Raw genomic sequence first — 16,221 nt, 5'->3', positions numbered from 1 at the left:
TCACTGTCGCGGCATAAAAACAACAAGATAACCGCAACTCAGGATATTGAAATGCTTGATTACCGCTTCCCGACAGCTTTGCAGATGGTTTTGAGCGTAGCGATGGCGGAGCAACTGGGCAAACGCTCGACCAGTGCCATACTGGCGTATGGTCTTGAAGCGAACCCCAGTTTCATTCGGAAACTTATGGTTCCGCTCACGCGTGACGGCATCATCGTCTCAACGCTTGGCCGCACCGGTTCCATTCATCTGGGTCGCCCGGCCGCCGAAATCACACTGCGCGACATTTATACTTCTGTGATTGAAGATAAAAAACTCTGGGCGTCACGTCCCGATGTGGCACCGCGTTGTCTGGTCAGTGCCAACCTGTGTTGGTATTTCAAATCGATTGCTGAAGAGGCTGAAGAAGCGTCGCTTAAAGTGCTGGAAACCCGCACCGTAGCGGACGCGCTGGCCGAACTGAAGCATAACGACACCAGCAACTGCGAAGAGTTGCCCGATCTCGAACTCGCCGACCTGTGTAAAAAAGGCCGCTAAAACCACTCTCATCCGTAAGGGCGTCATTCATGACGCCCTTTTTTATTGCCTCAATCTGCACGCAAAAAATATCCGGGCACTTGGCCCGGATTGTTCATTTCACCTAAAACCCTTACACCGTTTGCACTTCAGCCTGTGGTTGCTTGCGCGTCACCAGCTTACGCAGCGTCACATAGAACACCGGCGTCAGGAACAGGCCAAACAGCGTCACGCCCAACATGCCGGAGAACACGGTAATCCCGGTTACGCCGCGCACTTCTGCGCCTGCACCTTCACCAAGAATCAGCGGAATAGTACCGGCGATAAAGGCAATCGAGGTCATAACGATCGGACGCAGACGCAGACGACAGGCTTCCAGCGCTGCATCGACAATGCTCTTGCCTTGCATCTCCAGCTCGCGCGCAAACTCGACGATAAGAATCGCGTTCTTACACGCCAGTCCCATCAGCACTACCAGCCCAACCTGCACAAACACGTTGTTATCGCCACCGGTCAGCCACACGCCGACCAGCGCCGAGAGCATGGTTACCGGCACAATCAGGATCACCGCTAGCGGCAGCGTCCAGCTTTCATACAGCGCCGCCAGCACCAGGAATGCGAGTAAAACCGCGACCGGGAAGACGATCAGCGCGGTATTGCCCTGCGTTGATTGCTGATAGCTCAGGTCGGTCCATTCAATGTTCATGCCGTTCGGCAGCACCTGCGTCGACATATCCTCCAGCTTCTGCATCGCCTGCGCCGAAGAGAGCACGCGCGGATCGGCATCACCAATCAGGTCCGCCGCCGGATAGCCGTTATAGCGAATCACCGGATCCGGGCCGTATGTAGTGGTGATATTCACCATGCTGCCAATCGGCACCATTTCGCCGCGATCGTTGCGGGTACGCAGGTTACCGATATCCTGCACGCTATCGCGGAAATCGCCGTCCGCCTGCGCCATCACGCGCCAGGTGCGACCAAACTTATTGAAATCGTTGACGTACGACGATCCGAGATAGGTTTGCAGCGTGCTGAACAGTTCGGTCAGCGACACGCCTTGCGCTTTGGCTTTATCCCGATCCACCTGCACATCCAGCTGCGGCACGTTGGCCTGGTAGGATGAAATCGGGAACATCATGCCCGGCGTCTGCAACACCGCACCTGTAAGGGTGTTGATGGCGGTTTGCAGCGCACCGTAACCGAGCCCCGCGCGATCCTGCACATACAGCGAATAACCCGAACCTTGTCCCAGACCTAAAATCGGCGGTGGCATAATCGAGAAGCCAAAACCTTGCTGGATTTTCGAGATCTTAGCGTTGATCTCAGCATTAATTTCCGCGGCGGTGCGCGTACGTTCACTGAACGGCTTCAAACCGAAGAACACCGTGCCGGTATTCGGCGTGTTGGTGAACTGCAACGCGTTCAAACCGGGGAAGGCGACCGAATAAGCCACGCCTTCAGTGTTCATGCCGATCTCGCTCATCTTGCGAATCACTTCATCGGTACGCGCCAGCGACGAACCTTCCGGCATCTTCACGCCGCCAATCAGGTAGAGCTTGTCCTGCGTCGGAATAAAGCCGCCCGGCACGGTATGGAACATAAAGCCCGCACCGGCCAGCAGCAGCACGTAGACGCCGAACACCGCGCCACGACGACGCAAGGTTTTACCCACCAGCGATTCATAGCCATCCGAACTGCGCTGGAAGAAGCGGTTGAACGGACGGAACAGCCAGCCGAGCAGGCGATCGATAATGCGCGTCGGCATATCCTTTGCGGCATCATGTGGCTTCAGCAGCAGCGCCGCCAGCGCCGGTGACAGTGTCAGCGAGTTGATGGCGGAGATCACCGTTGAAATGGCAATCGTCACCGCAAACTGCTTATAGAACTGACCGGTCACGCCGGACAGGAACGCCATCGGCACGAACACCGCACACAGCACCAGCGCGATGGCGATAATCGGCCCGGACACTTCCCGCATCGCCTGATGCGCAGCCGCCGTCGGCGACAAGCCTTGCTCGATATTACGTTCGACGTTTTCCACCACGACAATGGCGTCATCCACCACGATACCGATTGCCAACACCAGCCCAAACAAACTTAAGGTATTGAGCGAGAAGCCGAGCAGATAAAGGATGCTGAAGGTACCGACCACCGAAACCGGCACCGCCAGCAGCGGGATAATCGAGGCGCGCCAGGTTTGCAAGAACAGAATCACCACCAGCACCACCAGCACAATCGCTTCGAACAGCGTTTGCACCACGGCACGGATCGAGTCACGCACGAATACCGTTGGGTCGTACGGCGCGGCCCACTGCACATCGTCCGGGAAACGGGTGGCCAGTTCGGCCATCTTGTCGCGCACCGCATTTGACAGATCGATGGCGTTGGCGCCCGGCGCCTGGAAGATACCGATACCGACCGCATCTTTGTTGTTCAGCTGTGAACGCAGCGCGTAGCTGCCGGAACCCATCTCGATGCGCGCCACGTCACGCAGGCGCACCAGCGTGCCGTCATCAGCGGTTTTCAGGATGATATTGCCGAACTGCTCTTCGCTCTCAAGACGACCCTGGGTGTTGATCGACAGCAGAAAATCGCTCTGTTTCTTCAGCGGCTCCGCGCCAAGCTGGCCGGCAGAAACCTGCACGTTCTGCTCCTGCATCGCGCTGACCACATCGGAGGCGGTCAAGCCACGTGCCGCCACCTTATTGGGATCGAGCCAGACGCGCATCGCGTATTCACCGGCACCGAAGATCTGAATCTGACCGACGCCTGGCAGGCGCGCCAGTTCATCCTTCACCTTCAGGGTGGCGTAGTTACGCAGATAGAGGGAATCGTACTTGCCGTGCGGCGAGAACATGTGCACCACCAGCGTCAGCGTCGGCGACATCTTCTGCGTGGTGAGGCCGAGTTGGCGCACCTCTTCCGGCAGACGCGCTTCAGCCTGCGCCACGCGGTTCTGCACCTGAACCTGCGCCTGATCCGGATCGGTGCCCGGACGGAAGGTCACGGTGGTGACCAGCACGCCATCGGAACCCGCCACGGATTTCATGTACATCATGTTTTCTACCCCGTTGATGGCTTCTTCCAGTGGCGTCGCCACAGAATCTGCAATCACTTTGGGGTTGGCACCGGGATATTCCGCGCGCACCTGCACGCTCGGTGGCACCACGTTGGGATATTCACTGATCGGCAGCAGCGGAATGGCGATCAGTCCGGTGGTAAAGATCAAAATCGACAGCACCGCGGCGAAAATCGGTCGGTCGATAAAAAAGCGGGAGAAATCCATAAAAGGCAGTCTCGAAGGTTATTGAGCGGAGCGCATCGCCACCGGTTGGGCGTTCACCGGCATGCCAGGCATAAAGACTTTCTGCAAGCCGTTAACGATCACCTTGTCGCCGGGCTTCAGGCCTTGCTGCACAATACGCAGACCATCGGCTAACTCGCCGGCCTGAATATCGCGGCGCTGGGCTTTACCTTGCGCATCGACCACGTAAACGTACTTACGATCCTGATCGGTGAGCACGGCTTTATCATCAATCAACAGGGCGGTGAAGTCGGCGCGGCCCGGCAAGCGCACGCGCGCAAACAGGCCCGGTGTGAACTGACGCTGCTGATTATCCAGCGATGCGCGCATGCGGATGGTGCCGGTGCTGGCGGTCAGCTGGTTATCGAGGAAATCCACGGTGCCGCGATGCGGAAAACCCTCTTCGCCGGTCAGCGCTACTTCTACCGGCAGCGACCCGCGATTTTCGCCTTTACGCGCCATCGCCTGATAATGCAGATAGGTGGCTTCATCGACGTCGAAGTAGACGTACATACGATCCTGCGATACCAACGTGGTCAGCACGCTGGCGCTGTCACCGGCGGTCACTAAGTTGCCGGTGGTGATCATCGCGCGGCTGGCGCGACCTTCAATCGGCGCGGTAACGCGGGTGAAATCAAGATTCAGCTGCGCCATATCCACCGCCGCCTGTGCTGACAGCACGCTGGCCTGCGCCTGATTAGCCGCCGAGCGACGCTGTTCCCACTCTTCCCGTGACACGACATTGGTGCCGATCAGTTTATCGGTACGCGCCGATTCACTGCGGGCCAGCGTAGCCTGGCTGCGCGCGTTGGCGAGTTCGGCCTGCGCCTGCTCGAGCGTGGCGCGGTAGGTGCGATCGTCAATGGTGAACAGCACCTGACCTTTTTTCACCTCATCGCCTTCGCGATAATTAACCTGATCGATATAGCCCGAAACGCGCGGCCGCAGCTGCACGCTCTGCACCGCTTCGAAACGGCCATTGAAGCTATCCCATTGGCTGACTTTCTGCTCTACCACCTGCGCGACACTTACTTCGGGCGGTGGCGGCGGGGCGTTTTGCGCCACACCGCGATCGCAACCGGCCAGCAGGCTTCCCAGCAACATCACTCCTGACAGGCTTACCGCCCATTGAACCCTGTACGTTTGCAGATGCATTGTTGTTATTCCGCTTTGGTGAAAATGAAAGGAGACGTACGAAAAATCTGCAACTTTTATGATTGCATTAAAACGCCACGAGTGTAGGCTTGCTCAAACTGCATCTGCAAGAATATCTGATACACTTTATGTGCGGTTTTGATCATTACGTTGCAGAAGGATCAAAGCCCCTACGCGCAGTGCGGCATTTAATGCAATAATAAAACTTGCATTAACTGGCATAGTCGTTCAACCTTAAAGTGTAATTGCAACTGATACTGATACTGTTCGCAACGGCGACCGGAGAAAACGAGATGATGACCACCGCATTTATTCACGATTTGATCGACTGGATTGACAACAATATTGAAACGCGTCTGGATCTGGATACCGTAGCGGGGCGCGCCGGTTATTCGAAATGGCACCTGCAGCGTATGTTCAAAGAGCACACGGGTTTACCTCTGGGCGAATACATCCGTGAGAAGAAGCTGAAGAAGTCAGCGGATCGCTTGACCACCAGTAATGAACCGATTCTTAACGTGGCGATTTCACTCGGTTTCGACTCGCAGCAGTCGTTTAACCGCAGCTTTAAACGCCAGTATGGCGTAGCGCCGGGAGCATGGCGTCGTCACGCCGCGCCATCCGCCAGCGCGATGCAGTAAACCCCGCCAGGGCCAGCTTTGCTGGCCCGCGTTTTTCCCTGCCCTAAATCTGTTATTATCGTCGTCCTGTTTTTCAGGATGCCACCATGTCAAAAAAACTCTGGATTGCCTTAATTCTGATCCTGGCCGCGTTGTGGCTCGGGCTAAAACCGCGTTTGTCCGATAAATGGTCAGCTAGCCACCCCGATATTTCACAGCTCACCGATGCCAACACCGTGGCGCGTTGGCTGCAGCAGCATCACACATTACCCGATCTCTATCTCACCAAAAATGAAGCGCGTCGTCAGGGCTGGAATCCCAGCAAGGGCAACTTGTGTGAGGTATTACCGGGCCGTGCGATTGGTGGCGATCGCTTTAGCAACCGCGAAAGAAGGCTGCCGATGCAGGCGGGCAGGCAATGGTATGAAGCTGACGTGAATTACGATTGCGGTCACCGCGACGCCGATCGTCTGCTTTACTCAAATGATGGGCTGATTTTCCTCACCACCGATCACTATCGCAGCTTCAAACAGGTGCCTTAACCATGTTGACGCTCCATTTTGACTTTGCAATCTTGTCAGATCGCCAGGCGTTTTACCGCGCGCTGGTGCAGCAGAGTGCCTGCGCAGTGGATTTCGGTAACAATCTTGATGCGCTATGGGATTGGCTGACCGGCGGCATGGCGCTGCCGGCCACCTTCTATTTAGCGCATGCCGATGACGCCAGCGAGAGTGCAGAATTTGCGCCGGTGCTGGCGTTACTGGAAGAGGCGCAGCAGCAGTTAGAAGGCGAGCTGCGCCTGGTGCGTGGAGAATAAATTACGCGTGCAGCGGTAACAGCAAAACCGCCAGCATCTGGCGGGCATTAGCGGGCAAATCACCGCCGCCGGTGTAGCCGTTGTTCTCAACGATCACCGAATTTAACCCCACCAGCCAGTCATAGATGTAGTAAGCGGTATGATTGGCGGGAGCGGCCGACAGACGCGTCAAACGCTGTCCCGGCGAGAAGCTGACGCTCGGTGCAGGCGGACGTGCGAAAATGGTCTGACCGCGATTGACGCGGCTTTCAGGGCGCTCGCTCTCCGGACGCTGTAAAAAGCCCAGCCACGCCACAAAATCCCCCAGCACCGTCATGGCGCGTGAAACCTGACGATCGGTACGCGCTTCATGGGCGCTGGCCTGCGCATCCGGCTCGTTAAGCGCGCTCTGCAGTTTGCTCAGCACCTTGAGACGGAAGCTAGCGGTTATTAACTCTTCCACCAGCATCTCCAGCGTCGGCTTATCGACGTTGAGCAGCGCCAGCAGGCTGCGGCTCTCCGGCAACTGACGCAGGTGCTCCAGCCACAGCGCAAACACCTGCTGCGGGAACTGCTGATCGCGCTGACCGCCCGAACTGCGCGGCTCAGCGGCAGCTACCGGCTCATCTTTAAACAGATCGAACTCGAAGCCGATGCCGAAATAGCTCTGCTCAGCGGCCGCCGTTTTGGCGCTGTGTTGAATGTGATGGCTGCTGCTCTGGCTCAGCCACAGCTGACGCACCGCTTCACGCGACGGCTGCAAACGCTCCAATAGTTCGCCGTGCAAACCGGTGCGATGTTGCAAGCATTTCAGCAGCGTATCGGAAATCGCCTGCTTGCGAGCTGCCTGTTCTGGCGTGGCGCTGGATTCGGTCCACGGCTGCAAACGTTCCACCAGCTTGTGCTGTAGCGCGCTGAGTTGCAACGCTAAACGCTCACGGCGCGCTTCCGGCTGCATCTCATCCTGCAACCAGCTGCCCATGCGATCGACGCCCGCGCGATCCAGCGCCAGCATCGACCCCCAACTCTGTCCCGGCTGACCAATCTGGCGTTGCACCGCTTCATCAACGTTAATCTGCTGCTGCTGATAGCGCGCATCATGTGGCGTGATCGCCCAAATCAGACGGGGCTTCTCACCGCTGGCGGCGATGGTTTGATGTATGTGCCACTCGCGCAGCGCGCTGGCGGCGACATCGGTGTCGTGACGCTGGCTGGCAGCGGTACAGATCAGCATCAGATCAATGCCCTGACGCGCGGCGTACAGGCCCGGCAGCAGCGTGCGTTTCTGTTCCAGCAGCGTGGCGCGCAGCGGATCGCGTTTGCGCAGCTGCGCCAGTTCATCCTGTTGCGCGCGATCGGCTGGCGTGCCCGGCGCAGGCAGCTCCAGCATATCCGCATCATCGTACAGCGCCTGACGCGGCGTGGAGCTGAGCGGCAAGGTGATCTCCATCGTCAGCAGCGACAGCAATCCCAGCGGAACATGCTGCGCTTTCCCCACGCGATTGGCGACGATCGGACACACTTCGATCATCTCCTGCCAGTCGGCATCATTACCAATCAGTTTTTCTGCTGGCAGCGCGGCATCGTCCACCAGCACGCTGAGCGGCGCTAACACGCGCGGCGCATGGCGCAGCTGGTGGCGCAAATGCATCAGGCTACGCAGGCTTTCGTTCAGCGCGTTCTGTCCCGGCCACAGCAGGGCAAACAGCTGCACGCGGTCGTCCACGTTGAGCCACGGCGCCAGCGCTACCGCCTGCGGCCAGAAGTGACGATCGAGAATCTCGGCATGACGATGGTGACGACGGCTCCACGCCCATAGCGTGATCAGCGCATCGCTATCGAGGCCAGGCTGTGCTTCATCCTGACGGTGGCGCTGCAAACGCTGCAACGCGGCATCGATCTGCGCCGTGTCCGGCTGAAGCTCGGTGTTGGCACAGGCCAGCATCAAACGAATCAGTTCTACTTCGCTCAGCAGCGTCATCTCCAGCGGCCAGGCGTTGGATTGCGTTTCACGCTGGTGACTGAAGCGGGTGGCGATGGCGAAATCGAGATTGCCGGGATTGATGTTCTGGAAATAATTCAGAGTCTTATCGCCAAGGCGCGCTATTAACTGGCCCTGGGCATCACCGACCATCTCACTCAGCAGCCAGGCTTTGCCCGCCTGCGACTGGCCAAACAGCGCCAGCGTCACCGGACGCGCCAGCTGGCGCGCCAATGCATGGCTCTCCACGCGCGCGCGGCGCAGCTGCAGCGTCAGAGTTTCAGCTTCCATTGCCAGACGCGGTGCGTGCGCCTGATGGGTTTCCACCCAGTTCAGCGCGCCATCCAGCGTTTCCTGCATCAGGCTAAGACGTTTCGCGGGCGTAACCGGCGAGGCTTTTTTGGCAGTTCTCATCGTTTGCAGACGCTCCCGCTGTCGATCCAATATTGCGCATTCGCGTTGCCGGTGGCAGAAAGCGTGTTCAGTTTCAGACTCAGCTGCTCCAGCGGCACGCGCGTGCCGTCATCCATGCGTGCATCGCTTAACACTAAGCGTTCAGGGCCGAGATTATCCGGGCCGGGCTGCACCGCCAGCTTAATGCGCAGTACGCTTTCGCCGGCAACCTGACGTGCCAGCGTCGGGTCCACAATGCTCAGGCTATACAGCGGCGAGGCTGGCCAGCGATCGTTCTCCAACTGGCGGAAGCCGAGGCAAACGTTGCCGCGAATGCGGAAGCTGCTTTTGCGATCCAGCGCGAAGCTGCTGCTGTCGAGATCGATCTCGCTGTAACACAGATTATCGTCGCTGAGCGTCGAGGTCTCATCCAGCACGCCGAGATAGCGAATGGTGGAGTACGGTTCGAAATCACCGGCGCGGAACCAGAAGCTGCTGAGGCGCAGATCGAGCGCCAGCAGGCACAGCATCGCGCCGACTGCGGCGGTGGATTTCGGGTTATCAATGCGGCCCTGCTTGTTGAACGGATACCAGTCGCTGGTGTGATAGCCTTCCAGCGACAAAATACGGCTGCCCGGCAGCGGTTGCAGATGTCGCACCAGCGCCTGAATGCCAGGGAAGCGTGACGGACGACCGGTGAGCAGCAGCACATCGCACTGATACAGCGACACCACTTCACACATCGCGCGCAGCGCCGGAATGATCGCCATACGGTGTTGCAGGAACTCGCCGTGCAGCTGCGCCATGCTGACCACCAGCGGCACTTGGAGCAGATCGAATCGGCTGTCGCCGCCGAGCGTGCGCTGAATTTCGCCGTTCACAAACGCCAGCACGCTGCTAGCCGGTTTTTGCGGCACCAGCTCGCCGAACAGCGCGTTGATCTCGCTATGGCTGTCGAGCGGATCCCAATTTTCATACTGCTCCAGCACCGCCTGCGCCAGCGGAATAAACAGCTGCAGCGTCACTTGCTGACGCAGCGTGGCTTGTCCGTCCATGCGGCTGTCGTGACCAAACAGCTTGTTCATCAGCGGTTCGGCCAACTGCAAACCGGCTTTCTGCAAGCTCTGCTGCAACGCTGGCAGAATCCACAGCTGAATCACGTCCAGCAGAATATCGTCACCGGCGACTTTGAAGCCTTCGCGGAACAGTAAGCGCGGGGTGATTTTGACATTGTTGCCCTGGCCGTCATCGAGGCGATATTGGGTAATGGCTAAATCGGTGGTGCCGCCGCCGATATCAATCGAGGCGATGCGCAGGCTTTTACCCGGCAGCTCGTCAACTTCACGCGGACGATCCGGGCGCGCCATGCTGCTGAAGAAATCTTCTGCGCGGCCGGCAAAGTTGACCTGAGTTTCGTTGAACAGCCACACCATTTGACCGCAGGTGGCTTCGTCCCACTCCATCTGCACATCCGGCACCGGACGCAGGCTGTTTGCCTGGCTGGCGGCGGTAAATTCCTCTTCGGCCGGATGCCAGCCCTCGGCTTTCCATACCAGCGCGATGGCTTCCTGCATGCGGCGACGGAAAATCTCACGCTCCGGCTTCGGCATCGCTGACGGTAGCGTCAGGATCACATGACGCAGCTGGCGCGGCGCCTGGCTTTGCGGCATGCGCTGGCGCTGCGCCACGCTGTTCATCTGCATCATCGCCTGCGCCAGCAGTTCGCACAGCATAAAGGTCATCAGCGAACTGCGGCTGTAGCTGGCGGAGAACACCGGCAGACGGTCGTCTTCCGCCAGTGCGTGCAGCGGCTGGCCTTCGTCGTTAATCAGTAACGTGAACGGCAGCGCGGTGGCCTGCGGCTCATCGCTGCTGCCGTTGGCGTTGAAGCGCCAGCCTGGCTGATAGCGCGCTTCATCCCACAAGTAGCGGCGCGGGCTGGACAAACCGGTGCTGCCTTCGGTGCCGGCACGCAGCAACGCCAGACGGCTGGCTTCACGTCCTACGCGCGTTAGCGACGGCCACATAAAGGCGTTTTCGCGGCCGCTCTCCAGCGAGAAGTTGGCCTTGCCGAAACGGGTTTCAGCAAACTCCAGACGGCTGTCGAACAGCTCGTTGTAAACCTGATGCGGCTCGGAGAGATCGCGCAGCTGCAACTCGTAGGTTTGACGCAGGCCGCTGCTCTCTTCGGCGTGATCTTCCACCAGAATGCCGCAGGTGTGCGAGTTGCCGACGTCGAGAATGATATCGACGTTGACCGCCGGGGTTTGCAGCGAGGTTGCCTGAATGTAGATTTCCGCCAGATCAAGCTGTTCGCCCAGCAGTTCCAGCAGGTTGAGATAGTGTGCCTGATATTCGAATTCACGCAGCGCCTGGTTCAGCTCCTGCTCACGGCGTGATTCCAGTGCATGCACCTGCTGGCTAAAGGTTTCACGCAGCCAGCCATCAACCCATGTATGGTCGAGGAATTCACCCAGCTCGTAGTTGTGCCAGGCGAGGGCGAAACTGACGCCGTTCTGCGCATCGGCTTTGCTTAAACCGTGCTGCTCGCCGCCATCCTGCTCAGACACAATGCGCGTATCAAAGGCGAGGGTGATGCGATGGGTGTTGCCTGCCGCGTCGGGTTGCGCCAGCGGCGCCAGATGCAGACGTGCCCAGTTGTCCGGGCCGCCGATAAAACGACGTCCGCTGGTGCAGCGCAGCACCGGCAGCGGCAGCCATTGATGAGCCAGCAGCTTCAGAGAGTCGGCTAGCGCGATGTCCGTTTCCGGACGCACCACTTCCGCCGCGCCGCCATCTTCCGGATAGAGCAGGAACTTGCCGCTGTTGCCGTCGACGTTGAGACGCAGCAGCGGGCCGTTGGCGGTTTGCCGCACGAACTGACGACGTGCCTGCAACGCAGGTAAACGCAAACCGAAATCAAGAAACTGCACACCGCTATCTTCAATCAGCGTGATTTTCTGTTTGTCATCGATGAGGGGAGCCAACATGTTTACTTACTCTCACGCTTAATCGTCAACGGGAAGACCTGATCTGCGCCGTATTGCGCAGTACAGCTGGCGATGCCATCACCGGCTTTACACACCAGTTCCGGCATGCGGTAACGCGATTTATCGCTGCAGGTCGCAGTATAGCGGCTGCGCACTTCCATGCTGCCGGCGCTGGTCATCGCGGCGGTGACATCGGCTTTACAGCGGATGTTGTCGCCCTGGGTAATGGTGGCGGTGCCTTTGCCGTTGCGGATTTGATAGCGCAGGCTTGGCGGTTTGCCGGTCGGCAGATTTGTTTGACGCAACGTGACGCGCCAGGTGCCGTTAATAAATTTCACCGATCCAACGCGCGCATCTTCGGTGGTCATCACCAAATCATCCGCTTTGGCCGGTTCGGTGTGTTCAGCCACCACCTCAGGCGGCGCGACAGGTGTGGCAACCGGCGCGGCGGCAACGACGGTGGCGGCGGTTTGTGGCAGCGTGGTGGCGAGTTTTTCCGCTTTAACCATCACGGCAGGCGGCTTACTCACCGGCACCGGCACATCCGCAACGCTAATCGCAGCTGATTGCGGCGCGCTGTGCAGCCAGTAGGCGACGCCCGCAGCCACTAGCGCCGCAACCGGCAACAGCAGCATCAGCGGACGCACGGCAAAGGCGCGACGTGGCGGCGCGACAGGTTCGGGTAGCGGTTCAGGCGCGGGCTCAGCAATGTCCTCAACCGCCGGTTCTTCGGCTTCAGGTTCCGGCTCAATCATCGGTAGAGCAGCAGCAGGCGGCACCTCGATCAGCGGCGCAATTACCGGCGCAACCACCAGCGGAGCAGGTGCTGGCGGTTCTGGCAGCAGCGGCGGCAGCGCATCTTCCAGCGAATCGCGCAGGCAGGCCATCGCGTCATCACGCGAACGCGCCTGCGGATCAACAAAGCCCCAGAAGGTGATCACCGGCTTGCCATCCACCAGATAAACGTACTGCTGATCCGGGAACTGCAACGTTTTGCTGAGCAACGCACCAAACAAGCGCATCGCCGGATTCTCCGCATCGCGTGCACGCAGGCTCAGCGCCTGCAGATCCTGCTGGTTTAGCGTCAGCCGTTCCAGCGCCTGACGGCGCTCGTGATCGCTGGCACCCAGCCAGGATTTTACTTTGCCAGTAAACGGGGCGTACCAATCGAGGCGGTCACCGCGCTCGTTGACCTGCGGGATCGCGAGGCAATTGGCCAGCGTGGTTTGGCGGCGCAGGCGCAGGGTTTCACGGATTTGCAGCGCGGACGTCCAGACCGGCTGGCCGTTTTCACCCAGTGCCAGTACCGTGTCCAGATTGCCGCTGCGCAGAAAAGTTTTTGCCACTCGTTGGGCCCTTATCGGTGGTTGTCTGAGGCAGAACAGTGTGTGTTTTTGGCGATGATAGTGATCTTAAGCCAAATGCAGCGAAATCAAACGGCTGATAAAGGGGGAAAAACAGGGCGTTTTTCCCCCGTGCGGAGAAGATTGCTGAAATTTTAAGCGCGGCTGCGCGGGGAAAGGATCACATAGGTCAGCATGCCGCCGAGCAAACCCCAAAAGGCGGAGCCGATGCCGAGCAGCGAAACACCGCTGGCGGTGATCAGAAACGCCACGATGGCGCTGTCGCGCTGATCCGGTTCGGCTAAGGCGCGCTGCAAACTGCCGGACAGCGTAGCCAGCAGCGCGAGGCCCGCCAGCGTGGCAATTAACACCGGCGGCAAGGCGCTCAGCATGATGGCGATCAATCCGCCGGTAAATCCGGTCAGCAGATAGAACACGCCCGCCAATGCCGATGCCATCCAGCGGCGCGCCGGATTCGGATCGACATCGTCGCCCATACAGATAGCAGCGGTAATCGCAGCGATACACACCGAAAACCCGCCAAATGGCGACAGCACTAAAGCGATAAAGCCGGTCCAGCCGGTGAGCGCTGATACCGGCGGCTGATAGCCGTGCGCCTGCAAGGTGGCGATGCCGGGCGCATTTTGCGACGCCATGGTGACGAGAAAATAGGGCAAACCCACGCCAATCAGCGCCGCCAGAGTAAACTGCGGCATGATGAATTCCGGCCGACTGATCGCCAGCGCATGCGACGGAAAGTGGATCGATTGCTGGCCGAGCGCCACCAGCACGCCCGCGATCAACGCCAGAATGATGGCGTAGCGCGGCAGCCAGCGGCGGCTCAACAACCACACCAGACACATGCTGCCGCACAGCGCGAAATTGCTCTGCAAACCGCTAAAGGTGCCGATGCCAAATTTCAGCAGAATCCCGGCCAACATCGCGGCCGCCAGCGACTGCGGAATGTGATTCATCAGGCGGGCGAACAGGCCGGTAACGCCGCATAACACAATTAACAGGTTGGTGGCGACAAACACGCCCACCACTTCATTCAGCGTCAAACCCTGCACGCTGGTGGCGAGCAGCGCCGCGCCAGGCGTCGACCAGGCCGCGAGGATCGGCATGCGTGTCCATAGCGATAAGCCGAGCGAGGCCAACCCCATACCTACGCCGAGCATCGACAGCCAGCCGCCAATCTGCGCCGGCGAAGCGCCCGCCGCCTGCGCCGCCTGGAAGATCAGCGCTGCCGTGCTGCTGTAGCCCACCAGCACGGCGATAAAACCCGAAATCAGCATCGGGAAAGAGAAGGCACTGCGTGTGGTGGCGGTGGTCATCAGGTCACATCCGATTGTGCGTTATAACGCACATTGTGGCATGGAGCGTTATAGCGCACAAGTGCTACACTGCGCGCGAGCTTTTCGGGAGAACACATGGAAAATTTGCATCAACATTTGAGTCTGGCGCTGAAACAGCTGCGTCAGGCCAACGGCTGGAGCCTGACGCTGGCAGCGGATCGCACCGGCGTGAGCAAAGCGATGCTCGGCCAAATCGAGCGCGGCGAATCGAGCCCCACGGTGGCGACGCTGTGGAAAATCGCCACCGGCTTTAACGTGCCGTTTTCCTTCTTTGTGCAGGGCAGCGATCAACCGCCGGGCAGCGTGGCGACCTTCAGCCAGCCCAACGCGCAGATGCAGGTCAAGCCGCTGCTGCCGTACGACGCCAGACTGCATTTTGATCTGCTGGAAGTGACGCTGGCGGGTGGCGCGCAGAGTGATTCATCAGCGCATGAAAGCGGGGTGATTGAGCAGGTTGTGGTGCTGGAAGGCGAATTGTTGCTGGGCGTGGAAGGCACATGGCGCCGCTTGCTTTCGGGCGAAGCCAGCCAGTTCGCCGCCGATACGCCGCACAGCTACCGCAATCCCCTCAGCACGCCGCTGCGTTTCCACAGTTTGATTCATTATCTGCAGCGCGCCTAGGATCGCCATGCATGGCGACCACCTAACAATCTGGCACAATTACAAATTGATACGAAGGTAAACTACCCAGTTTGCCTTCGTATTTATATACTCGCGGCTCATCAGTAAGGAGAAGGTGCCATGAGCGATCTCAACAGTGCGGCAGCGTTACTGCGCAGCATCAATGGCAAACTGGCGCGTCGCCTGCGTGAATCGGCGCCGCCGGGCGATCTCACCTGGCCGCAGGTGTCGGTACTTGGCTATCTGGTGCGCGATGGCGCGATGACGGTAACAGAATTGGCTACGCTGGAAGGGGTGCGCACGCAGTCGATGGGCGCCACCGTGGCGAGCCTGCAGACGCTGGGTATGGTGCAGGGTGCAGCCGATCCGCTGGATGGCCGCAAAACCCGCTATCAACCCACCGATGCCTGCCTGAAACTGATTGCTGCCAACCGCGCACAACGCGATGACTGGCTGCTCAACAGCATCGCAACGCAACTGAACCCGCAGGAACAGCACACGCTGCTGGCCGCGCTTCCCTTACTGCAACGACTTGCCGACCAATAATCCTGAGAGGACTCAACATGGCTTTAACTACCCTTGACGACAACACCGCGCTGATTGTGATTGACCTGCAAAACGGCATTGTTGCGCTGCCGGTCGCACCGTTAGAGGCGCATGAAGTGATTGAGCGCTCAGCGCGTCTGGCCGATGCATTCCGCGGGCAAAAGCGCCCGGTGGTGCTGGTCAACGTTGCGGGCGGCGCGCCTGGCCGTAATGAGCAGCCGAAACACGCTGGCGATTTGCCAGCCGATTGGGCGACGTTGGTGCCGGACCTGGCGCAGCAGCGCGGCGACATCATCGTTACCAAAAAAACCTGGGGCGCTTTCCATAACACGGATCTGCACGAGCAGCTGCAGCAGCGCGGCATCACACAAGTGGTGATTTGCGGCATCGCCACCAGCATCGGCGTGGAATCCACGGCGCGTCAGGCGTATGAGCTGGGTTACAACGTCACGTTGGCAACCGACGCCATGACCTGCCTGAATGCCGAAACGCATAAAAACAGCGTCGAGCGCATTTTCCCGCGCCTGGGCGAAACCGGCACCACCGATGATGTGCTGGCGTTGTTGAAGTAAGGATCATCATAGGGTGCGCATTCATGCGC

The 16,221-nt window shown here is 59.3% G+C and carries 13 protein-coding genes; 7 read left to right on the top strand and 6 right to left on the bottom strand.

All coding sequences use genetic code 11. The annotated features are described in order from the left end of the window. The first annotated feature begins 51 nt into the window (after positions 1-51). Positions 52-537: an Rrf2 family transcriptional regulator gene (locus ACFQW4_RS10595; RefSeq protein WP_008110154.1), complete on the top strand. Its 486-nt coding sequence runs from the start codon at positions 52-54 to the stop codon at positions 535-537. 112 nt (positions 538-649) lie between these two features. Here the strand turns inward: ACFQW4_RS10595 and oqxB are convergent, their stop codons facing one another. Both oqxB and ACFQW4_RS10585 read right to left on the bottom strand, forming a co-directional pair. Continuing rightward, positions 650-3,802 carry a multidrug efflux RND transporter permease subunit OqxB gene (oqxB, locus tag ACFQW4_RS10590; protein ID WP_192411914.1) on the bottom strand — a complete coding sequence of 1,051 codons (3,153 nt, stop codon included), beginning with the start codon at positions 3,800-3,802 and terminating at the stop codon, positions 650-652. An 18-nt stretch (positions 3,803-3,820) separates the two neighbouring features. Next, positions 3,821-4,975 carry an efflux RND transporter periplasmic adaptor subunit gene (locus ACFQW4_RS10585; protein ID WP_101764498.1) on the bottom strand — a complete coding sequence of 385 codons (1,155 nt, stop codon included), beginning with the start codon at positions 4,973-4,975 and terminating at the stop codon, positions 3,821-3,823. Positions 4,976-5,268: 293 nt separating this feature from the next. Between ACFQW4_RS10585 and ACFQW4_RS10580 the strand changes: the two genes are divergently transcribed. The 3 genes from ACFQW4_RS10580 (at position 5,269) to ACFQW4_RS10570 (ending at position 6,412) form a co-directional block, all read left to right on the top strand. Beyond that, positions 5,269-5,616, top strand: coding sequence for a helix-turn-helix domain-containing protein (locus ACFQW4_RS10580; protein ID WP_008110158.1), 348 nt, complete (start codon positions 5,269-5,271; stop codon positions 5,614-5,616). Positions 5,617-5,702: 86 nt separating this feature from the next. Then, positions 5,703-6,137 carry a ribonuclease domain-containing protein gene (locus tag ACFQW4_RS10575; protein WP_192233715.1) on the top strand — a complete coding sequence of 145 codons (435 nt, stop codon included), beginning with the start codon at positions 5,703-5,705 and terminating at the stop codon, positions 6,135-6,137. A 2-nt stretch (positions 6,138-6,139) separates the two neighbouring features. Further along, complete coding sequence (locus tag ACFQW4_RS10570; RefSeq protein ID WP_192233716.1) at positions 6,140-6,412, top strand: barstar family protein; 273 nt, start codon at positions 6,140-6,142, stop codon at positions 6,410-6,412. Between the two features lies 1 nt (position 6,413). Here the strand turns inward: ACFQW4_RS10570 and ACFQW4_RS10565 are convergent, their stop codons facing one another. The 4 genes from ACFQW4_RS10565 to ACFQW4_RS10550 all read right to left on the bottom strand — a co-directional run bounded on the left by ACFQW4_RS10565 (position 6,414) and on the right by ACFQW4_RS10550 (position 14,432). After that, on the bottom strand, positions 6,414-8,786 hold the full coding sequence (locus ACFQW4_RS10565) for a virulence factor SrfC family protein (protein ID WP_377725223.1): 2,373 nt from the start codon (positions 8,784-8,786) through the stop codon (positions 6,414-6,416). After that, positions 8,783-11,755 carry a virulence factor SrfB gene (locus tag ACFQW4_RS10560; RefSeq protein ID WP_377725220.1) on the bottom strand — a complete coding sequence of 991 codons (2,973 nt, stop codon included), beginning with the start codon at positions 11,753-11,755 and terminating at the stop codon, positions 8,783-8,785. The genes ACFQW4_RS10565 and ACFQW4_RS10560 overlap by 4 nt, the downstream gene beginning before the upstream one ends. A 2-nt stretch (positions 11,756-11,757) precedes the next feature. Continuing rightward, a complete protein-coding gene (locus ACFQW4_RS10555) occupies positions 11,758-13,101 on the bottom strand; it encodes an SrfA family protein (protein ID WP_377725218.1) in 1,344 nt (447 codons plus the stop codon). Between the two features lie 152 nt (positions 13,102-13,253). Then, entirely contained in the window at positions 13,254-14,432 is a 1,179-nt protein-coding gene (locus ACFQW4_RS10550; RefSeq protein ID WP_377725216.1) for a benzoate/H(+) symporter BenE family transporter, read from the bottom strand. Positions 14,433-14,528: 96 nt separating this feature from the next. On the opposite strand from ACFQW4_RS10550, the gene ACFQW4_RS10545 reads away from it, so the two are divergent. From ACFQW4_RS10545 to ACFQW4_RS10535, 3 genes are all read left to right on the top strand, one after another. Continuing rightward, positions 14,529-15,074 carry a helix-turn-helix domain-containing protein gene (locus ACFQW4_RS10545; protein ID WP_377725214.1) on the top strand — a complete coding sequence of 182 codons (546 nt, stop codon included), beginning with the start codon at positions 14,529-14,531 and terminating at the stop codon, positions 15,072-15,074. Positions 15,075-15,194: 120 nt separating this feature from the next. Next, positions 15,195-15,620, top strand: a complete 426-nt coding sequence (locus tag ACFQW4_RS10540; protein ID WP_192411906.1) for a MarR family winged helix-turn-helix transcriptional regulator — start codon at positions 15,195-15,197, stop codon at positions 15,618-15,620. Positions 15,621-15,637: 17 nt separating this feature from the next. Beyond that, positions 15,638-16,192, top strand: coding sequence for an isochorismatase family protein (locus ACFQW4_RS10535; RefSeq protein WP_110866079.1), 555 nt, complete (start codon positions 15,638-15,640; stop codon positions 16,190-16,192). Positions 16,193-16,221: the final 29 nt, after the last annotated feature.

Origin of the sequence: Pantoea sp. GCM10028869 (genome assembly GCF_042666835.1) — a bacterium.
In the GTDB taxonomy this organism is placed as follows: domain Bacteria; phylum Pseudomonadota; class Gammaproteobacteria; order Enterobacterales; family Enterobacteriaceae; genus Pantoea; species Pantoea leporis.
The sequence above is the reverse complement of the archived record's forward strand: the minus strand, read 5'-3'. Positions and strand labels throughout refer to the sequence as shown.